Raw genomic sequence first — 22445 nt, forward strand, 5'->3', positions numbered from 1 at the left:
TTGCAAAATGACCGGCTTAGGAAGACTTCGACAACAAAGCGTATTTTCGTTTTCCCCGGCGAAGCACCACGATGCTGCGGTCGCCAAAGTCGCTCGGTACGATGCGTCGCTGTTCATCGTCGACTCGCACGTTATTGAGGTACACGCCGCCCTCTTTCACGCTGCGGCGGGCTTCCCCACCGCTGCTGCACAGCGCCACGAGTTGCAATGCTTCAATGATCCACAAACCCTCACCGCCGAGCTGTTCGGCGGTGACTTCATAACTGGGAACGTCCGCAAAGATTTCGCGTAGTTGCGAATCAGGGGTGTCGCCGAGTTCGCCACCGAACAGGATCTGCGTCGCCCGCTGGGCCGAATCAATCCCCTCGGTGCTGTGAACCAATTCGGTCATCCACTGGGCCAACCGTTTCTGCGCGGCACGGCCTCCAGGGTTGGATGCGGTTTGCTCGGCGAGTTCGTCGTACTCGGTCTTATCGATCTCAGTCAAGTAAGCGATGCACCTCATCACGTCGTCATCGGCAACGTTGATCCAGTATTGGTAGAACGCGTACGGACTCGTTCGCTCGGCATCCAGCCATACCGCGCCACTTTCGGTTTTGCCCATCTTGCGACCGTCGCTCGTGGTGAGCAATGGTGCCGTCATGCCGAAGAGTTGTTGGCCGATCATTCGGCGGCCCAAATCGATGCCAGCGGTGATGTTTCCCCACTGGTCGCTGCCGCCGGCTTGGATCCGGCAGCCGTGTTCTTTGGCCAAGTACACGAAGTCATACGCTTGCAGGAGCATGTAACTGAACTCGGTGTAGCTCAGTCCCGCTTCACTGCTCAGACGACTGCGAACGGACTCCTTGCCCATCATCGTTCCGACGGGGAAGTTCTTGCCGACATCGCGGAGGAACTCGAGGTAAGAGTAACCTTTCATCCAATCGAAATTATTGAGCAGCAACGCACCGTTTTCGCCTTTGAAACCGTCTTCACCCTCGAAGCCGAGGAAGCGTCGCATCTGCGCCGCGACGCCGTCGACGTTGACTTGCAATTGTTCGGCGGACAACAAGTTGCGTTCTTCGCTCTTGCCGCTCGGGTCACCGATCATGCCCGTCGCCCCGCCGACCAAGGCGATCGGCCGGTGCCCGGCCCGCTGGAAACGACGCAACATCATCAACTGCATCATGCTGCCCACGTGCAGGCTCGACGCCGTCGGGTCGAACCCGATGTAGACCGTTTGCATCCCCGAATTCAAACATTCGGCCAAGCCCTCTTCGTCGGTGATTTGGCTCAGCAGTCCTCGCCAACGAAGTTCATCGAGCAGAGTTTGAGTCGTAGCGGTTTCATTCATGGCTGTCTGCGTTGGTTTCAGTGCGTTCGAATCGGAGGGCGGATGCTTGGATCAGAGCCTCGGCGACGAGCAAGTCTTCCGCGTAAGTGATTTTTAAATTGTCGGCGGCCCCTTCGACTAGAGCGACTCGGTGGCCGGAACGTTCGATCATTTGGGCGTCGTCGGTCACGGCGCGGCCCCGATGCCGGTCGTAGGCTTGCTTGATCCAATCGAGCCGAAAAACTTGGGGCGTCTGCGCGACCCACATGCCTTCGCGATCGACCGTTTCACAATCATTGCCCGCGTCGCGTTGGCGTTTCAGCGTACCGGTGACTCGATGGGCCAACAACGCGGCTCCTGTTTCGCCCACTTTTTCAAACAAGCGGGTCAGATCGTCATCTCGGATCAATGGCCGGGCGGCATCATGCACGGCAACATATTGGCAACCCGAGTCGGCGCTGCGGGCGGCGATCCACTGAATCGCTGCGGCGACCGTATCGCTACGCTGGTCCCCGCCCGGGATAATCTCGATCCGCTCTGGTTGAGAGACAAGATTCCGCTGGTCCTCGAATCGAGCCCGGTCGGACTGCGAAACAGCTAAAATGACTTTCCCGATTTCGGAACGCCCGATCAGCTTCTCGGTCGCGTGCGTCCAGAGGGGGCGACCGGCTAGCAGGGCAAAGAGTTTGTTCGATTCACTGCCGAATCGGGAGCCACTACCGGCGGCGGGCAGAACTGCCGCGATGGATTGTGGTGCGATCAAAGTTGCACCCGACTGGATCGGTAAAGCAGACATCAAGAAATCAGCGACCGTTTCATCCTTAGTCGGCTAAGCTCATACAAGCCCGACGCGCAAGCGAGAGGAACCGAGGGTGGGTGAATGGAACGTACTGACTCGCTTGCGCTTCGGGGGTGTGTTTCTGGAACACTCGCTTGCCGGTGTGTTGATTGAGTGCACGTTTAGGCGTTTTCGTTTAACGGCAAGCCGCAGGCGCCTGCGTTTTCAAACTCTGTCGCCTGCGGCTTACCGTTAAACGATTAGATCAACAGACCGTTGCGCTTCTGGCTTGTATGGCGGGCCGTTAAAATCAGGCCGCTTGGGCGATTTTCTTGATCGCGGCGTTGAGGCGGCTCTTCGTGCGGGAGGCCACGTTTTTGTGGATCACGTTCTTGGCGGCCGCTTGGTCCAATTTGCGGCAAGCCATTTTGTAGGCGTCCTTGGCGGTGTCTAGATCGTTCGCTTCGACGGCTTCGCGGACTCGCTTGACGCTCGAACGCATCGTGCTGCGAGTCGCCCGGTTACGAAGGCGGCGGACACCGTTTTGACGAAGACGTTTGTTCGAACTGGGAGTATTTGGCATGTTGATTGGGGGCGGTGATGGGCACCGACAAAAACAGGGAAACGGTCGACCAAACTATCCGGTCGGTCCAAAAGGTTTCTTCAGGGCGGATTAGTATGACGACCCGGGGGGCGACTGTCCATATCTCCTGGAAACTTCCATAATCGGTTTTCTGGTCGCTCTCCTTTACCCGTTTTGAATCGTCCCGCCGTGTCCGATCCATCGCCCCCGACATCTCAATCCTCGCTGCGTGAACCCGCAGCGGCTCCCTCCGGAGGCGGTTTTGTAGCCTTGGTGGGGGCCGGACCGGGGCATCCCGAATTGCTGACGCTGCGGGGACAGAAATGGCTCTCGCGCTGCGATGTGGTGCTCTACGACGGGCTTTCCAACACGGACATGCTCGTCCACGCCCCCCAAGCGGAGCACATTTGCGTTGGCAAGCATGGGCAAACCCGGATTTGGAAACAGCAGGAAATCATCCAAGAAATCCTTCGACACGCGGAGCAAGGGAAATGTGTCGTGCGGCTCAAAGGCGGTGACCCGGCCGTTTTCGCCCGCACCAGCGAAGAGGTCGACGCGTTGGTCGACGCGAAAGTTGCGTTCGAAATCGTGCCTGGGATCACGGCGGCTTTGGCGGCCGGTTCGTATGCCGGCATCCCGATCACCCATCGCGGGATCGCGTCGGCCGTGGCCCTGGTGACCGGTCACGAAGAACCCGGCAAGCCCGAGTCGGCGCTGGATTGGTCGGCCCTGGCCGCATTTCCGGGCACGTTGGTCATTTACATGGGCGTCACGACGGCGGAGGCCTGGACGACGGCGTTGATCGAAGCGGGCAAACCGGCCGGCACGCCGTGCGCTATTTTACGGCGATGCAGTTTGCCCGATCAACAACAGATCCGATGTCGTCTCGACGAAGTGGTCGGGCATTTGACACCGGCAAGCCGATTTCGACCTCCGGTCATCACCATCGTCGGCGACGTCACCCGGCTTTCCGAAACGATGGACTGGTTCAGCAAGCGACCGCTGCACGGTCAGTGTATTCTCGTCACCCGCCCGGCCGGCCAAGCGGATGAACTGGCAGCCCCACTCGAAGACTTAGGTGCCGAGATAATTCGACAGAGCGTGATTGAGATCTTGCCGCCGGAGGATTGGACCGAAATCGATGCCGCACAAGACGAACTCGCATCGTTTGATTGGTTGGTCTTCGCCAGCGCCAACGGAGTGTCTTCTTTTTTCAATCGCCTCGAATATCGTGGCATGGACTCCCGTGCACTGGCTGGTTGCCGGATCGCGGTCGTCGGCAAGGCCACCGCCAAACGATTGGCGGAGTATCGTCTGCGTCCCGACTACATTCCGGAGCAGTTCACCGCAGAGTCTTTGTTGACGCACTTCACTGATCTAGCACCCCAAAACAATAAGCCTCTTTCAAGTCAACGATTCTTGATCGTCCGTGCCAACCGCGGCAGCGACACGTTGCCGCATGGGCTGCGAACCGCCGGGGCGGATGTTCGCGAGGTCATCGGCTATCGGAGCGTCGACGTGGAGTCGGTGTCCCCACAAGTCGAAATGCTCGCGCGCGACGGTGCGATCGATTGGGTGATCGTCACCAGCAGCGCGAGTGCCGAGAACCTGCATCGATTGTTCGGCGACACGATCAAACCATGTCGCTTCGCCGCAATCAGCCCGATCACTGCGGACGTATTGAAGAATTTGGAATATCAAGTCGACGCCATCGCCGACCCGCATACGATGCGGGGTATCGTCGATGCGATTGCCAGCGTGATGAAACCCTAAATCCACTTCGCAAAGCGGTAAGGCGCGCGGCGGATTTCTACCGTAGTGGCGACTTTCAGTCGCCATCCCATCAAGCGTCGACTGAAAGTCGACGCCACGCCACCAAACGAGACCGAATCCATGTCCGATATTAATCCGAATGACAGAATTCCTGGCACCTATCGTGCGATGCACGAGCAATTCCCGGAGTTCATGCAAGCGTACGAAGCGATGGGACAGGCCGCCCGACAAGCCGGACCGCTATCGGATCGCGAGGTCGCGATGGTGAAGCTGGCCATTTCGATCGGAGCGGGTTTGCAAGGCGGTGCTCATTCGCACTGCCGCAAAGCCTTGCAGGCGGGCTGTTCGCCCGACGACCTGCGTCACGTCGCGATCCTAGCGGCACCCACGATCGGCTTCCCGACTATGATGCGAGCGAAGAGTTGGATCGAAGATGTCTTGAATCAACAACCGAAAGAGAAAACCGAATGAGCCCTCTCGTACGATCTGCACGCTTAAGTCTCATCGTTCTTGTCACACTTCTGTACTTGGTCAACGGGATCGCTTCGCAGGTAGACTCGGACGAACTCCCCGCGAAGAATCAGCCCGCGAGAACTCCACCCGCGAAAGTCGGTCGGAAGGACAAGGCGACTCCCCGATTTTCATGGATCAATCCGGCCCAGAATTCCCAACAGGTTCCTGGTCTGATTCACGGCCAATTTCATAGCACGTTGGTCGATCAAAATGTCGGCTACTTCCTCCTGTTGCCACCAGGTTATGAGTCGAAGGCGGGGACTCAATCCCAACAGCGTTATCCGGTGGTCTACTACCTTCACGGTGGCCGTCCGGGCTCGGAAGCCAAAGGCATTTCATTGGCACCGATGATGGTCGAAGCGATGAAGTCTGAGCAAGTCGGCGAAATGATTTATGTGTTCGTCAACGGCGGTCCGGTCAGTCATTACAACGTTCCCGACCAACCCGGCGCGATCGGTGCCGACGTATTCATTCAAGAATTGATCCCGCACATCGATCAGACGTATCGAACGATCGCCGATCGCAGTGGACGTGGACTCGAGGGATTCTCGCAAGGCGGACGCGGCACGATGCGATTGTCGCTTCGGTATCCAGAACTGTTCAGCAGCGTCGCGGCGGGTGGCGGTGGTTATGAAACCGAAAAACGCATCAGCGAATCCGAAGGCCGCGAAAGTGAGACGCTGCGATTCGCAATCGGTGACAATACGTGGGATTTGGCGCGTGTCTATGCGAAATCCGATCGGCCCTCATTGGACCTGATGATCTACGTCGGCACCAAAGGGTTCAACTATCAAAACAACCTTCAGTACATGGCGTTTCTGAAAGAGCAGGGGATTCCTTTCAGGTCATTGATCGTCGAAGGCGTTCCGCATTCGGCCAAAGGAATCTACGAACAGAAGGGACTGGCGATCATGAAGTTTCACGATGACAACTTCGGCTCACGTTAGTCCTTGACGCACGCCCCCCGGGAGTCTATCTTTCGGATATGAATACGCGACTCGAATCCCTACGACGCCTCGACCTAGGCCTGCTACTAAGCAGTGGCCCGAGCCGATTCGTTGTGGTGTTCTGAAGCCTCGTTTCACCCCCGTTCAACGAATTAGCCCGAGCCGCCATGCTATGCGTCTCGGGCTTTTTTTGTGCCTTCGCTGTTGTCCCGTTCTCTCACCAATCCTTGAAACGGTCATGTCTGAAACACCCACCGACGAAACCACGTCTCCCCCCCAACCACAGCCCCGCGCGATTCGAATTTTCGACACGACGCTTCGTGACGGCGAGCAGTCGCCGGGGGCGAGCATGAACTTGGCCGAGAAGCTCGAAGTCGCCTCGGCGCTTGCGGAGATGGGAGTTGACGTGATCGAGGCCGGCTTTCCGATCGCCTCTCCCGGTGACTTCGAGTCCGTCCGGCAGATCGCCGCGACCGTCCGTGGTGCCACCATTTGCGGGTTGGCCCGGTGCAATGAAAAGGACATCGACCGTGCTTGGGAGGCGCTGAAGGTCGCTCCGTCGAGTCGCATTCACGTGTTCTTGGCCACCAGCGCGATACACCGTCAATTCAAACTGCGGATGACGACCGACGAGATCGTCGCGCGGGCGATCGCCGGGGTTCAACGCGCCGCTTCCTACTGTGACGATGTGGAGTTCTCACCTGAAGATGCTTGCCGGACCGAACACGATTTCCTGTGCCGGGTTGTCGAAGCGGCTATCGACGCCGGTGCGACCACGATCAACGTGCCCGACACGGTCGGCTATGCGACGCCGGGAGAAGTCTATGATCGATTTGCGATGTTGATGAACCGGGTTCCCAACATCGATAAAGCGATCTTGAGCACTCATTGCCACGATGATTTGGGGATGGCCGTCGCCAACTCATTGGCCGCCGTTTCCGCCGGAGCCGGGCAAATCGAATGCACGATCAACGGCATCGGCGAGCGGGCGGGCAACGCCGCGCTGGAAGAAGTCGTGATGGCGATGAAAACCCGTCAAGACTTTTATCACTTAACGACCAACATCGATTCGACCCGCTTGGTCCCCGTCAGTCGATTGGTCAGCAAGACGACCGGCATCAACGTGCAACGCAACAAAGCGATCGTCGGACGCAACGCGTTCGCTCACGAGTCAGGCATCCATCAAGACGGCATGCTGAAGGAACGCAGTACGTACGAGATCATGTCACCCGAAGAAGTCGGCTTCTCCAAAACCGACTTGGTGCTCGGCAAACACAGCGGCCGGGCCGCCTTGGCCGATCGCGCCAAACAACTCGGGTTCACTTTGTCGGGCGAACAGTTACAGGAAGTGTTCGATCGATTCAAAGAACTCGCCGATAAGAAAAAGGAAATCTACGACGGCGACATCATGGCGCTCGTGCAACAACAAATCAGTGGCACCGTGACAACGCAGTGGAGCTTGATCGATTACGAAGTCACCAGTGCGAGAAACAAAACGCCGGAAGTCCGACTCACGCTGAAACATGGCGGTCAGGAATTCACCGAACAAGTTTCCCAAGGCGATGGCCCGATCGACGCCGCGTTCTGGGCGGTTGAAAAGATCACCGGCATTGAGTTGGTGTGCAAAGACTTCCGCGTCCGCAGCGCCACGCTTGGACGTGACGCGATCGGCGAAGTAAATCTAGAAGTCGAACACCGTGGCAAAACTTACCGCGGCATCGGGGTAAGTACCGACAGTGTCGAGAGCACGATCTTGGCGATGCTCAACGCGATCAACCGAATCATGGCCGGACAATCCGACGCGAGCGAAGAGGATCTACCTCAACCGTAATGGATCGACTGTGGCGTCGACTTTCAGTCGACGGCGACACGGAACGTCGATTGAAGCTTGACATGATGTCAGTTGTCGCCGCATTGAGGAAGATGCAGGTTGGCGACAAACCGTTTGACAAACCTGAACGCCGCGTCAATACTCTGGGTCAACGATACTTGGTGTCGTGACCGTCCTCTCGACGGGCACGAGAACAGGGAACTTCGGTGAGATTCCGAGACGGCCCGGCCGCTGTATCCGACGCACACGAATGTCCAGCTGTCAGTGATTTCTTCGCCGGCTAGACATTGGGAACCCGCTCCTTTTCTTGGCCATTGCCGGACTTCGGTCTCGGTGAGAAGGCGAGGTGGTGGGAAGTGTCGGGAGTCAGAAGACCTACCAGATATCGGACGTCTGTCGACCTTCTTGGGTGAGGTCAACGTCAGGAATGTATGTCCGAATTCCTTTTTGAATGACTCGACGTTCCCGCCTGCGCTTTCGTGGACACGATGCGGTATTGGGTTCAGATCGTCGGTCATTGCCGCATGCCGTTGATTGACGCAATGACTTTCACCCTTTGGAATCCGATATCGCTGCGCGTTCGTAGCGATTCGAGGAAACGACGCATCGGGTTCACCTTAATCGAACTGCTCGTGGTGATCGCGATTATCGGTGCGCTGGTGGGTTTGTTGTTGCCGGCGGTCCAAGCCGCTCGCGAGGCGATGCGTCGTGCGTCCTGCCAGAATAACTTGCATCAAGTCGGGCTGGGGCTGCACAACTATCATTCCGCGTTCGGCAAATTCCCGCCCGGGGCGATCCAGGTGCGACCCGAGGTGGCCGGTGGTAAGCAGTTCGCTTGGTCCGCGTTCATCCTGCCTCAAATGGAACAAAACGCGTTGGCCGACCGGATCGACTTCGATCGTCCGTTCGATGATCCGTTGAACTTGGATGCGGCCGCCGAGGTCGTTGCCGCGTATGTGTGCCCGACGACGCCTCGTCCCGAACCTCGCGTTGGCGGCATGGGCGTGAGTGATTATGGCGGGATCTACGGCGAACGGATCGTGACCAACAACACACCGCCACGCGGGATGATGATCCACGACCAAGCGTTGGGGTTTCGCGACATTCTCGATGGAAGCTCGCACACGATCATGATCGGTGAAGACGCCGACTTCCCCGACGGGCAATGGATCAACGGGCGCAATCTGTTTGACCAAGCGTTCGGGATCAACCAAGCACCGGCGTTTGAGAACGACATGCGGAGTTTTCATCCCGGCGGTGCGATGAGTTTGCGGGCCGACGGTTCTGCTCATTTTTTGAACGAACAGATCAACCTTGAGGTTCTTGCCGCGTTGTGTACCCGCAACGGTCGCGAGACACAGTCGCTGGAATAATCGAAACCAAGAATCCATCCCAAGAATCCACATCATGAACTTGAACAAGAACTTATCAGTCCGCTCACGTACTCGGGCACGAAAACAACAATCACCACGTCGCCGGATCCAATTGCAATCGCTCGAGGACCGTCGAATGCTCGCGGCCGGTCCATACGCTCCCGCGGCCGGACTGGAAGGATCCGATGCGATCTCGCGAACCGATCCGGCGATCGTCGGATGGGCGTCGAGAGTGGCCAACTACACGCCGGGCACCAACGTCGATGCCGTCTGGACGAACGCAAACAATGCGCTCGGCCCGGCCGAAGGTGAGTTCGATGGTATTGTTTCACTCGGCCGAGGCGGCTCGTTGACGCTGACGTTCAACACCCCGATCCGTGATGGACTCGGTGATGATTTTGCCGTGTTCGAAAATTCGTTCTCGGACACGTTTTTGGAATTGGGCTTTGTCGAGGTTTCGTCTGATGGCGTGAACTTTCATCGATTCGCATCGGATTCGCGGACGGCCGCGCCGCTGAACAGTTTTGATCTGCTTGACCCGACCAACCTTCACAACCTTGCCGGTAAGTACCGAGCCGGGTTCGGCACACCGTTCGATTTGGGCGAACTGCGCGGTCGTGCCGGATTGGATGTGACCGCCGTAACGCATATTCGTTTAGTGGACATTGTCGGTGACGGTAGCGTGACCGATGCGAGCGGCGATCCGATTTACGATCCCACACCGACGGTCGGTTCGGCAGGTCTGGATGTCGACGGCGTTGCCGTGATTCACGCTCAAGCGACCGGTGAGATTGTCGTTGATTTCGAAACGCTCGGCGCGTCATTGGGTGGCGCGACGTTCGACAACGGCTCCAGCGGATCAGGCGGATTCACCGAACAAGAGATCCGCCTCAATAACAATTACAGTTCGCAGTTCCAAAGTTGGGCGGGATGGTCGGTCTCGCAATCGACCGACAACACAACGCCGGGCTTCACTAATCAGTACGGCGCAATCACCGGAATCGGCCATAACAACTCATCAACCTATGCGGTCGGTTTCTTCGACTCGTCGCCATCGGGAGCATTGCCGCCACCGACGATCACGCTTGATCCGGCCAGTGGTTCGCGATTCGATTCGTTCTATGTCACCAACACCACCTACGCGACGTTTTCGATGCGTCAAGGCGACGGATTTGCCAAGAAGTTTGGTGGCGCGACCGGTAACGATCCCGATCTCTTGCAATTGATCGTCACCGGCGTCGATGCGACGGGTGCCACCGTTGGCACCGTGACGGTGGACATGGCGGACTATCGTTTTGCCGACAACTCGCAAGATTTTATCTTGGATCGCTGGACCAAGGTTGACGTGTCGAGTCTGTCCGATGCCCGATCACTGCGGTTCAGCATGACGTCCACCGATGTCAACGGTTTCGGCATGCTGACACCGGCCTACATCGCCGTCGATGACGTAACGTTATCGCGGCCTGCGGTTGCGTTTGACCTGAGCACGCCGGTAACGCGGGAAGACCAAACCGTTACCGGCCGTATCTCACGTTCAACGTCGGACAACTCGGCCGCGATAACCGTGACGTTGAATCGCACCGGCTCGGATCAAGCGAGTGTGCCAACGACCGTCACGATCCCGGCCGGGGCGCCGTTTGCCAACTTCACCATCACGCCTGTCAACGATTCGGTCCCGACGCCCGACCGTTTCTTAGAGATCACGGCGTCGGCCGACAATCTATTGCCGACGACTCGGTCGTTGACGATCGAAGACGACGAATCGCTAGCGGTCGCGTTTGTGAACGCCAATCTCAACGTGAACGAAGGATCGGGCAATGCGGTATCGTTGACGTTGACTCGAAATGATTCCGATATCAGCCAACCTCTCAACGTCACGATCAGTCCGAGCGTGGCGTCACAATTAACCTTACCAAGCACGGTCACGTTTGCGGCCGGTGCGCGCGAGGTTGTTGTCCCAATGACGGTGCTCGAGAATACTCAGTTGGACGGACCACGCAGCGTCACGGTCAGCGCGATCGTTGCCGGACGAGCGACGGCCACCGCGACGATCCAGATCGCCGACAATGATTTGCCGTCGCTGTTGGCCAATCCAACGACGATTCAGTTAAACGAGAATTTCGCATCGACGAGCCGCAATCTCACGATCAGTCGCAACACGACCGACCTGAGCCAGCCCGTCACGGTGACTTTGACCAACCTCGACGGCGGGCCTTTGGTCGTTCCCGCTTCGGTAATCATTCCGGCGGGATCGGCGAGCGCGGTCGCCACAATCGGCGTGATCGACGATGCGATCCAAAACTCTCGTTCGTCTTATCGCGTTCAAGCGAACAACTTGTTTTTTGTCTCTTCCATCATCGACGTGCAGGTTATTGACAACGATCAGGCATCAATCGAGTTGAACGTGCAGGACTTATCGGGCCAACGAATCACTTCGATTCCCGAAGGGACTTCGTTTCGAGTCCAAGTCCGTCGCTTGGGTACGGCACTGAATCAACCACAAACGATCAGCTTGAACGCGCTGCTCGGCGGAGTCACCAGCGATCGAATCGTCGGTCCCGCCGAGGTCACGATCCCGGTGGGGGTGAATCAAACGACGGCGACGTTTTCTGTAACGCCCACCAGTGGTGCCGGCGACGCCTTGCCGCTGCGAATCACGGCCTCGTCGCCCGGCGTGGTCAGTGTTTTCGAAACGGTCCAAGTCACCGATCCCGATTTGCCGGTTTTGGAAATTGCTGTCCCCGGTGATGCGTTAAGCGAGGCCGATGCGGCCACCGTGATCGATTTCGAGACGCTCGGCCGTGGTTTGCTCGAAGGCGAATTCGACAACGACGCGGGCCATGACGACGGGTTCGTTTCCGGACCGATCACGCTTCAAAATGAGTTCGACAATTCCTTCGGTTTTGATTCTTGGTCGGGCTTCTCGATCAGTCGTGACAACGATACCCAAACACCGGGCTTCTTCAATCAGTACTCGGCGCTGCCCGGAACCGGTGCCGACGGATCAGGGACCTACGCGGTCGCGTTCGCCAGTTCGCCGGTCACGATCACAAGGGAGACCGAGTCCGATCCTTTCGATTCGATTACCGTCACCAACACGACCTACGCGGCTTTGTCGATGCGAGACGGCGACCAGTTTGCGAAACAGTTCGGGGGCGAATCAGGAGATGATCCGGACTTCTTTTTGTTGACGATCGATGGACTCGATCAAAACGGCAATTCGATCGGTCAGGTCGAGTTTTACTTGGCCGACGTCCGTTTCGCCGACAACTCGCTTGACTACCTCATTGATCAATGGACGACCGTGGATGTGAGTTCGATCGGCCAAGCGGTAACGTTGTCGATGCAGTTGTCCTCGTCCGATAACGGAACGTTCGGGATGAACACGCCCGGCTATTTCGCCATCGATGATGTGGCCTTGCAGCCGACCCCGAGCAATGCAGCGGGGGCGTCGTTCATCACGATCGTTCGCAGTGGCACCGATACCGACGAACCGGTTACGATTACGCTCGGCAGTGATCGCGACGACGTTGTATTGCCGCCGAGTGTGACGATGTCTGCGGGGGGCGATTCGGTCGATGTCCCGGTGCGATGGCGAAATGACGAAATCGTCAACGGTGATCGCTCGGTACGCATCACCGCCGAAGCGGAAGGCTTTGCCGGAGTCGCTCGAGACGTGACCTTGATCGATGATGATTCCGCATCGCTGACCCTGCACGTTTCGGCAACGGATCTGTCCGAAGCGGAAGGAGTTCAAACCATCGGCTTTGAGGATGTCGGTGAGGCCCTCGCCGAAGATGCGTTTGATAACGGTTCCGACCAACGCGGCGGGTTCCGTTCGGGATCGCTATCATTTGCCAACGAGTACACACCCGCGTTTGGATCATGGAGCGGGTGGGCTTATTCGAACGTCACCGACACCGTGACCGCTGGATTCGCCAACCAGTTCGCCTCTTACTCCGGTGGCGGAGCGGACGGATCGGACACGTTCGCCGTCGCCGGCGGATACGGAGAGAGTCCGCCGACCATTGAGTTGCCCGACTCGTTCGCGGGGGCTTCCTTCGAATCAATCGCGATCACCAACACCACATACGCGGCGTTATCGATGTTGCAGGGCGATTCGTTTGCCAAGCGGTTTGGCGGCGAAACCAGCGCGGATCCTGATTTCTTTTTGCTTACGATCGTAGGATATGATGCCGTCGGCGATTCCGTCGGATCGGTCGATTTTTATCTTGCCGATTATCGCTTCGCCGATCATTCCCTCGACTATGTGATCGAGGACTGGACGGTGGTGGACTTGAGCTCGCTCGTTGATGCCACGCGTTTACAGTTCCGTTTGTCTTCGTCGGATGTGGGCAACTTTGGAATGAACACTCCGGCGTTTTTTGCCATCGATCAATTGGTGGTCGATCGCAACGTTGACGCCGCTGCAAGCATGACCGTGCATCGCAATTCGTCGGACCTCAGCGGCAACTTGGTCGTCAACGTTCAGGTCGATCCGGCATCGCGATTGGACGTTCCGGCGACCGTCACCATTCCGGCCGGCAGCGACCGCATTCGCGTTCCTTTTGCCGTGATCGATGATGCCGTCTATCAAGTCGACACGACGGTCGAACTGTCCGTTGCCGCGATCGGGTTTGAATCGGACTCACAATTCGTATCGGTGCAAAACGATGAATTGCCTTCCGTGGTGGTTGAAAACGGCGGATCGAATCTCGTTTTGAGCGAAGGCGGCACGGCGTCGGTTATCAGTGTCCGCTTGGAGTCGGCTCCGTCATCCGACTTGACCGTTGAAATCATTGGCAACCAAGACGAACTGATTTTCGACAAGACCTCATTGACGTTCACGCCACAAAACTGGAACCAATCTCAAGCCGTGCTCGTTTCGGGGCGGCCGGATTTAGTGGTCGACGACGCGATGGTCATTCCGATCGTAATTCGAGCAATTGGTTACACGTCTGGACAAGCTTGGATCGAGCTGGCGGATTATCAGCCTTCACGCATTTCATTGATTGATCAGAATGGTCAGATCCGCTTGGTCGACGGCTCGAAAGATCTGACGTTCGACGACTATCCGCTCGACGAAGACATTCTGATTCGGCTTAACGACCTACCGCAACGGTTGACGATCGAACCGATCCCGAACGCTCGCGGTTTAGTCGGTATCGATGTCGCCGGCGGCGATGACGTGGTGACGGTGTTGACGCAAGGCTTCACCTCCATCGACGGCGGCAGTGGACAAGACACCCTGATCATTTCGCCGTTCGATTTGGCCGACGGCGAAGCATTGGATTTGGCCGATTGGTTGCGTCATCGGATCGTCCGGTTCGAAACCATCGTGTTGGGGTCCACCGACCCGAATGATGCGGCGTTCCGTTTCAAGCTTGACTCGTTGGAACTGAAGTCTTGGTTGGGCGACAGTCCTGCTCGTTTGGTGACGTCGGCGAATCAAGTGTTGAATCTTTCAGGTAATTGGCAGTTGGGATTACCGATGATCGAGGATGGGGTAGTCACCAGTCGCTTGGTCGGCGAAGGAGTCGAAGTGAGCGTCTCAACGCAACGACCTTGGCAAAACGTTTTGAATCGAGCTGACGTCAATGGCAGTGGCGATGTGACCGCAACGGATGCGTTAACGGTGATCAACTGGATCAACGCGAGTTCGACTTCGGAACTTCCCACGCCCGAGACAACTGCCGATTTGGTCGGCCGACTCGTCGACGTTTCCGGCGATGGTCAGGTCACCGCGATCGATGCCTTGCAGGTCATCAATTATCTGAACGATACGTCCCTCGCAGGTGAGCCGATCGCGTTGGCGACAGAGAGTTCCTCGGCGGCGATGGCGGTCACGATGCTCGAAAAAGCCGAACGGGCAACGGACGACGACGAAACCGACGAAATGCGAGGTCAACCCCAACGCTCATCCGTCGTTTTGCCAGTCGTGCCTTTCCGCGGCATGGAGCGAGTCTCGTCGACGGTTTCGGCCGAGTTCCTTTCCGGGGAATCGGTCGACATTGCCCTGGCCGAACTCGGGCTGCTATCAGATTCGGATGACGACTTGCGGGGACGATGGCGCCACTTACTGGAATTGAATTCATGACACGATCGTTTTCCGCCAACCTCCCGCCACGCTCGCCTTGCATTGGAATTTGCCAAGTTAATGAGCGTCAGATTTGCACCGGTTGCCACCGTTCCTTGAGCGAGATCGGCCGATGGTCGATTGCATCGAACGAGGAAAAACGTTCCATTCTTGCGGAGGTGCAACTCCGCCGATTTACCGCTTTGAAACCATCCGTTCCCGCTGCCTCCACGTCCAATTCCCTTCAACCCTGATGATTTCGATGAACAAGCTTTCCCAATCCATCATTCGCGCAATCCGATCGTTCGACACCTCGCACGCGGTTATGCTGATGGCGGCCGTCGCGGTCGCCGTGATCGCACGGCTTTTGCCTCATCCACCGAATTTCACGCCTTTAGCCGCCTTGGGGTTGTTCGCCGGTACGGTCAGTCGCAAGCCCGCGATGGCCGCCGTCGCCGTCGTGGCGGCGATGCTCGTCAGCGACGCGGTGATCGGATTTCATTCGCTGATGCCGTTGGTCTACGGCTGTTTGCTTGTGAACATCGCAATCGGCGCGTTATGGGTTCGTGGCTCCAGATCGACGGATTTGACTGCGGGTTTTGCGACGACGGGACGGATCGTCTCAGGCACCCTAATGGGCAGCGTACTGTTTTTCTTGGTCACAAACTTGGGATGTTTTGTCGCCTTTTATCCCACCACGCTCGCCGGCTTGATCGCCTGTTACACGGCCGCGATTCCGTTTTTCCAGTACACGCTCGCCGGTGACCTGGTTTACACCGGTGCTTTGTTCGGTTTGTTTGCCGCCGTCGCGTTACCCCGCACCCGACGGGTCAGCCTACCGAGGGAACTGTCGATGGCCCCCGCTCAAAATTAGGGACGGCCGTATTGAAGGCCGTGCAGTGAAGGCCGTTTTGAACATAAGAACAGTTGGTCGCGGAGGAGTCATTTTCCTTCGGCGCGGTATTTGCTGAAGCGAAGGTGTCCTGCTGGAATGTTCCGCTGGATTGGCACCTACGTCGATGGAGGAGATCAACGTGTGTTGATCAATGATGGCTGATACCAACTTGACAATCTATCTTGCCCACGGTGACGGCGAAGCACGTCGCGATCTTGTCTCGATGCTCGAAGAACTCGGTCACGTCGTGGCCCTCGAAACGGCATCCGGTGAAGAGCTGATTCGACGATCGATCGGTCGACCCCCGGATCTCAACATCGCCGCGCCGACCTTGTCGGACATGGACGGCATTGAAGCTTTGATCCGGATCGGCGAACAACGGCCGATCGCGAGCATCGTGATCGCCCGCTCCAATGATGTGGAGAAAATCGAACGGGCGATGGAAGATCATGTGATGGCGTATCTGGTTGAACCGGTCACCAAGGACTCGCTCTTACCAGCGATCTACTTGGCGGAACATCGCTTTGAAGAATTCAAAAAACTTATTGAGCGGATTGATTCACTCGAGCAGCGGTTGGAGATTCGCAAAGTGATCGAGCAGGCAAAAGGTATACTGATGCACGCGCGAGGATTCTCTGAATCCGAGGCTCATCGATTTTTGCAAAGGCTCGCGACAAAGCAGCGGAAAAAACTTATCGAGATCGCCCAATCAATCTCCGTAGAGGGGGGGCTCCTCCAAGCCGAACTTTGATGTGGCGTTTCCGATCGAGGTCTTGGATTCGCCTCTACGATTCTGCTTACCCGCTGGGGTGGGGTCGACGTTGATTCGATTGACCATGATTGATGATCGGACTATTCTTGCAGTGGCTCGACTGGGTGTCTTGTTAAAACACTGGTCGGACGGACAATGTGCACCCATGGCGGCTGCGCTTCACTTGTCTCTAAAGTTCTGTTGAAGCACACGATGTCCGGTTATGAATCGGGCTCTGCGAAATGATGAAGCCGCCATATGGAAGAAACACTCGAGCCGACTAGCGAAGACCCCCTACCCGTGGAGTCTTTGCCCATTCAGGCGACTCCCATCATTGGCGTCGGAGCTTCGGCGGGTGGGTTGGCCGCCCTTGAAACGTTGTTCGAGCAACTGCCGTCGCGGACCGGTGCGGCGTTCGTCGTCATCCAGCATCTTTCGCCGGACTATCAAAGCCACATGGCTGAGTTGCTCGGTCGCCGGACCAGCATGGCGACGTTGCAAATGAACGAAGCGGTCGTGCCGCAACCCAATACGGTTTATCTATTACCTCCGGGCAAACACGTTGAACACGTTGATGGAGTTTTGCAACTCAGCGAACGTGAAGACGAAGGTGAATTGAACTTACCGATCGACAAGTTCCTGCAGTCGCTATCCTACCGAGTCAACGATCCGAGCGAACGCCGCATCGCTGCGGTCATTTTGTCGGGAACCGGTAGCGACGGCAGTGCCGGCATTGTCAACGTCAATCGGGTCGGCGGTTTGGTACTTTGCCAAGACGAAGACAGCGCTCAGTTCAACGGCATGCCGCTCAATGCGATGAAGACCGAAGCGGTTCATGTCGTCGCATCGGTCCCGGAAATCGCCGAAGCTTTGTCGTTGTTCATTGGCGGTTCGAGCATCGACGAAGTGATTGCTCATTCTTCGCCGTCGATCGAGCGCAATGAACTCGATTCGCTTTATGCGCGTTTGGAGTCGTCTTGTGGTGTTGATTTCGGTCAATACAAGTCCGGCACGTTCACGCGGAGGTTGGCTCGGCGGATGATGTTGTCGAAGATCGACCAACTCGATCACTACATGGAACTGCTCGATCGAGATCCCACCGAACAATCCCGGTTGGCCGACGATTTGATGATCGGCGTCACTCGTTTCTTTCGCGATCCGGACGCTTACGCGAGATTGCGGAAACGTTGTATTCGCCCGATCGTGCAAAGCAAATCCGATGGAGATGAACTGCGCATTTGGGTCGCCGGATGTGCGACCGGGAAAGAGGCCTACAGCGTCGCCATGTTGGTCCATGACGAGATACGCCAGGTCGGCAACGACATCGAGCTGAAGATCTTCGCGACCGATGTCCATCCCGAAGCGATCCGGTACGCGCAGCGAGGTGTCTATCCGAACGAATCTTTGACGGAAATTCCCAAGGAATTTCGCGAGCGATACTTACACCATCATCCCGAAGGCTTTGAGATCAACAAGTCGGTCCGAGGAGCGATTGTGTTTGCCCGGCACGACGTTCTTCGTGATGCACCCTTTACCAATCTCGATCTGATCACCTGTCGAAATTTGTTGATCTATTTGGTGGAAGAGGCTCAATCAAAAGTTCTCGGAGCGTTCGCCCACGCACTACGAAAACGCGGAGTGATGTGGCTAGGCCCAAGCGAAACTCCGGGATCGGCGGCGTCTAACTTTTCCGTGCTCGACAAACATTGGCGACTCTTTCAGAAGGAAAGCGAAAGTCGTCTGCCGCTTGACCTGAAGCTTCGCAAACGTCCTCCGACGAACGCGACCATGTCGATCCGACCTCGGTCGTCGCGAACGCCGTCTCCGGCATTGATCGGAAGTTACGACGTCTTGCTCGAACGTTACGCGCCGACCGGCGTGCTGGTCGATGCTTCGCTGCGACCGTTGCAGGTGTTTGGCGACATTTCAGCATACACGGTTGGAATGCGCGGCCGATTGGCGGGAACGATCGAAGACATCTTAGTGGAACGATTGCGGTTGCCATTGACCATCGCGATGCAGCGAATGAAGCTCAATCAGCGAGCGACCGAATCCGAAACGGCAACGGTAAGCGATCAATTGATCGAAATCCGCGTCAGCCTCATTCCGCATCGCGACTTGAGCGAGACGCACTATTTCATATCCTTTCATGATCAAAGCGGGCAATCGCCCTCCGCTTTCGTATCACGGTCTTCGATGGCAAGTTCGGGTGGTGATGTCGGTACGGCACCAATGGGTTCATCCCCCGACGGAGAGTTGATCTACGAGAGCGTCAACGATCTCGCCGGCGATAACGCGATGTTGCTCGAACGCGTTCGGATGTTGGAGTTGGAACTGGACTTCACCCGAGAAAACTTGCAAGCAACCATCGAAGAAGTCGAGACGACCAACGAAGAGTTGCAATCGAGCAATGAAGAGCTGACCAGTAGCAACGAAGAACTCCAGAGCACCAACGAGGAGTTGCACAGTGTCAACGAAGAGTTGCACACGACTAATACGGAAAGCAATCGTCGCTTAACCTTGTTGACCGAGTTGACAACCGATCTCGAGAATGTCATGCGAGAGAGCGACATCGGGATCATCCTGGTCAATGATCAATTACGCATTCGCTGGATCACGCCCGCCGCGGCGGAAATGCTACTGACGCGCGCTGATGCGACCGAGGGGCGCGCGTTGACGGATTATGCGATGGCGTTTGAAGAGGTTCAGTTGGTCGATATGGTGCGTCAGGCCAATGCCGAGAATCGGACGATCGAGGTCGAGACGGCGGACCGTCGCAACGATCCGATCTTGCTCCGTGTGACGCCTTATCGTGATGGCAGCGGGACGGTGTTGACGATGACGAATCTTCGCGGCGTGAAGGATACCGCCGCGCGACTCCGCAAAATGACGTCGATCATTGAAGACAGTACGGACGCCATCATCGGTGTGGAACTCAACGGACGGATTACGAGTTGGAATCGCGGGGCGACGCGTTTGTTTGGCAACGATCTCGACGTCGAACGTAACGTCGAACTGCAAGATATGATTCCAGCGGATGTGTGCGAGCCGTGTTACGATTTGATACGTGAATTGGTCCGAAAAGGCGAAGTCGCTGCCAAAGAAGTTAGCTTAAAGATCAACAGCCGTAAGCTGAACGTGTTAATCCGCGTGACACCCGTGTTGGACGATCGTGATCGCGTTGCGGCAGCAGCAATCACGTTGTACGACATCACGGCGATGCGGATAGCGGAGGAACAGTTGAACCTTCGGACGCGCGCGATCGACGCGGCCAGCAATGGATTTATCATTGTCGATGCCCGGGCTGATGACATGCCGATCGTGTACGCCAACAAAGGTTTCATGACATTAACCGGGTTCAATCCCGAAGAGATCGTCGGCCGGAACTGTCGCTTCCTTCAGGGGCCCATGACGGATCCTGCTGACGTTCAAACGATTCGCGATGCGATAAGAGACCAGGCCCATTGCCGGGTCACTTTGCTGAATTACCGGCGTGATGGGTCGACGTTTTATAATGACCTGATCATCACTCCGATACGCAATAGCCAGAACGTCGTCACCCACTTCGTCGGTGTCCAGAATGATGCCACGGCGATCGTCGAAGCACGTCGTACGCTCGAAGCAAGCGAGGTGGAGTACCGTAGCACGTTCGAGAATGCGGCAATCGGTATCGGCCACATCGGGATCGACGGCCGGTGGTTGCGTGTGAACGAGAAACTCTGCTCCATCGTCGGCTACACCTCCGAAGAACTCACGGCCAAGTCGTTTCAAGAAATCACTCACCCGAATGATTTGGACAAGGATCTCGTTCTGTTTGCGCGGATGAAACGAGGAGAAATTCCTGGCTATTCAATGGAGAAACGTTACATCCACCGTGACGGACACATCGTCTGGATCAATCTAACGACTTCCTTGCGTCGCAACGCGCACGGCGATCCAGAGTGTTGCATTTCACTCGTCGAAGACATCACCACAAGAAAAGAAACCGAGCAAAGACTGTCGGCGTCGCGTGCGATCATCACCGAGGTGATCCAACGCAGCGACGATCCGTTCATGAGTTTTGACGAGCAAGGCGTGATTCAGGTCGCCAATCGAGCCGCCGGCGAATTGACCGCTTTGGAGGATGCGCTGATCGGGCGACCTTACCAAGAGTTATTCGAGAACGAAGCGGTCTCGCCGTTGGTTACCGCATTGGACCGAGTGCGCCGCTCGCAACGTGGTGAGACGACCGAGTTTTTTTCTCAATTCCTCAATCGTTGGTACGATTGCCGCGTGTTTCCCGTCGAGGGTGGTGCGGCCGTTTATATGACCGATGTGACCGGACGAAAGGAAACCGAATCGTATCTGCAACGTGCTCGCGTGGCGGCGGAAGATGCAAGTCAAGCCAAGAGCAAATTTCTGACCAACATGAGTCACGAGATACGCTCGCCCATGTCGGCAATCTTAGGATTCTCCGATATCGCACTGCGAGATCTCCGTGAGGGCAAGCCGGTCGATCCGTCTAATCTGGAAACCGTCATCCGAAACGGTCGATTTCTGTTGCGCATCATCAACGATATTCTCGATCTATCCAAGGTTGAAGCAGGCAAGTTGGAAGTTCGCAAGACTCGCTTTAAGCTGTTGCCGATGCTGACGGATATTAATGAACTGATGCGACATCGCAGCAAACAATCCGGTGTTCCGCTTTCATTCGAGTTCGCATCGCCGGTACCTGAAAGGCTCTCGAGCGACCGATCTCGCGTGGAACAGATTCTTGTCAACCTGATTGGCAACGCATTGAAGTTCGCACCCGGAGGTGACGTCCGGGTAGTTGTCGATGTCGACCCAAAGGATCCGCCGCAGATCCGTTTTCGAATCATGGACACCGGAATCGGTATCTCTGAAGAAAACCTATCGCGTCTGTTTCAAACATTCAGTCAGGTCCATGACCAAAAGATAGTCGGTGTCGAAGGAACGGGACTCGGCCTCGTGATCAGCAAACGGCTTGCCAAGTTGTTGGGTGGTGACATCACCGTTGAAAGTAACGAAGGGGAAGGCAGTTGTTTCACATTGTTGTTGCCGATTGACAAATCGGCTCATCGTATCGAAGCAAGTCCCGAGCTACTGATTCCGGGAACGACGAAGTCAGCCGAATTGGTCAATGTTTCAGGACGCATTTTGATCGCCGATGACGCCCGCGACGTTCGATTGGTAACCAGCCGTTTCCTTTCGCGTGCCGGAGCCGAAGTGGTAGAAGTCGTCAACGGTGCTGAAGCGGTGCGAGCGGTCCGCGACGCCGAAAGAGAAGGAAGGCCGTTCGATCTCGTGCTGATGGACATGCAGATGCCCGAACTCGACGGCCGCGAAGCGACTCAGCGTCTTCGTGATGAAGGCTATCTATTGCCGGTCATCGCCTTGACGGCTGGAGCTACGTCAGACGAAGTACAGGAAGCACTCAGTGCGGGATGCACCGAGTTCGTGTCCAAGCCCGTCGATGCGGTCGACTTGGTAAGCCGAGTCGCGAAGCTCATCCGAGGTGATCGAGAAACTTAGCCATCCCAACTCTTCTTAAAACGCAAGCACAGTGTTAACGCAATCCAAATCCTGAATTGCTACACTTGTCAGCGGCTTGGT

13 protein-coding genes and 1 riboswitch are annotated in these 22445 nt (G+C 56.6%); of the genes, 10 read left to right on the plus strand and 3 right to left on the minus strand.

The window, feature by feature from the left end:
* Positions 1-16: 16 nt before the first annotated feature.
* The 3 genes from tyrS to rpsT form a co-directional block, all read right to left on the minus strand.
* Positions 17-1333, minus strand: coding sequence for a tyrosine--tRNA ligase (gene tyrS, locus Pla100_RS21750; RefSeq protein ID WP_146580136.1), 1317 nt, complete (start codon positions 1331-1333; stop codon positions 17-19).
* A complete protein-coding gene (gene ispD / locus Pla100_RS21755) occupies positions 1326-2108 on the minus strand; it encodes a 2-C-methyl-D-erythritol 4-phosphate cytidylyltransferase (RefSeq protein WP_146580138.1) in 783 nt (260 codons plus the stop codon). The genes tyrS and ispD overlap by 8 nt, the downstream gene beginning before the upstream one ends.
* Before the next feature lie 292 nt (positions 2109-2400).
* Positions 2401-2673, minus strand: coding sequence for a 30S ribosomal protein S20 (gene rpsT / locus Pla100_RS21760; protein WP_146580141.1), 273 nt, complete (start codon positions 2671-2673; stop codon positions 2401-2403).
* Between the two features lie 189 nt (positions 2674-2862).
* Between rpsT and cobA the strand changes: the two genes are divergently transcribed.
* From cobA to Pla100_RS21810, 10 genes are all read left to right on the plus strand, one after another.
* Complete coding sequence (gene cobA / locus Pla100_RS21765) at positions 2863-4446, plus strand: uroporphyrinogen-III C-methyltransferase (protein WP_231603333.1); 1584 nt, start codon at positions 2863-2865, stop codon at positions 4444-4446.
* 168 nt (positions 4447-4614) lie between these two features.
* Positions 4615-4917, plus strand: coding sequence for a carboxymuconolactone decarboxylase family protein (locus Pla100_RS21770; protein ID WP_146580359.1), 303 nt, complete (start codon positions 4615-4617; stop codon positions 4915-4917).
* On the plus strand, positions 4914-5906 hold the full coding sequence (locus tag Pla100_RS21775; RefSeq protein WP_146580145.1) for an alpha/beta hydrolase: 993 nt from the start codon (positions 4914-4916) through the stop codon (positions 5904-5906). Before Pla100_RS21770 ends, Pla100_RS21775 begins: the two co-directional genes overlap by 4 nt.
* 238 nt (positions 5907-6144) lie before the next feature.
* Positions 6145-7737 (plus strand): 2-isopropylmalate synthase, encoded by a 1593-nt coding sequence (locus Pla100_RS21780; RefSeq protein ID WP_146580147.1) that lies wholly within the window; start codon positions 6145-6147, stop codon positions 7735-7737.
* 142 nt (positions 7738-7879) lie between these two features.
* A riboswitch (cobalamin riboswitch) is annotated at positions 7880-8134 on the plus strand.
* A 145-nt stretch (positions 8135-8279) separates the two neighbouring features.
* Entirely contained in the window at positions 8280-9110 is an 831-nt protein-coding gene (locus Pla100_RS21785; protein WP_146580149.1) for a DUF1559 domain-containing protein, read from the plus strand.
* Between the two features lie 34 nt (positions 9111-9144).
* Positions 9145-15207: a DUF4465 domain-containing protein gene (locus Pla100_RS21790; RefSeq protein ID WP_146580151.1), complete on the plus strand. Its 6063-nt coding sequence runs from the start codon at positions 9145-9147 to the stop codon at positions 15205-15207.
* Positions 15204-15440: a DUF1289 domain-containing protein gene (locus Pla100_RS21795; protein WP_146580152.1), complete on the plus strand. Its 237-nt coding sequence runs from the start codon at positions 15204-15206 to the stop codon at positions 15438-15440. Before Pla100_RS21790 ends, Pla100_RS21795 begins: the two co-directional genes overlap by 4 nt.
* 71 nt (positions 15441-15511) lie before the next feature.
* Positions 15512-16060 carry a DUF6580 family putative transport protein gene (locus Pla100_RS21800; RefSeq protein WP_390620660.1) on the plus strand — a complete coding sequence of 183 codons (549 nt, stop codon included), beginning with the start codon at positions 15512-15514 and terminating at the stop codon, positions 16058-16060.
* A 172-nt stretch (positions 16061-16232) separates the two neighbouring features.
* Positions 16233-16832, plus strand: a complete 600-nt coding sequence (locus Pla100_RS21805; protein ID WP_146580156.1) for an ANTAR domain-containing response regulator — start codon at positions 16233-16235, stop codon at positions 16830-16832.
* Between the two features lie 258 nt (positions 16833-17090).
* The gene (locus tag Pla100_RS21810) at positions 17091-22364 is read left to right on the plus strand and encodes a PAS domain S-box protein (protein ID WP_146580158.1); all 5274 of its coding nucleotides are present in this window, start codon (positions 17091-17093) and stop codon (positions 22362-22364) included.
* Positions 22365-22445: the final 81 nt, after the last annotated feature.

The organism is Neorhodopirellula pilleata, assembly GCF_007859915.1.
Taxonomy (GTDB): domain Bacteria; phylum Planctomycetota; class Planctomycetia; order Pirellulales; family Pirellulaceae; genus Rhodopirellula; species Rhodopirellula pilleata.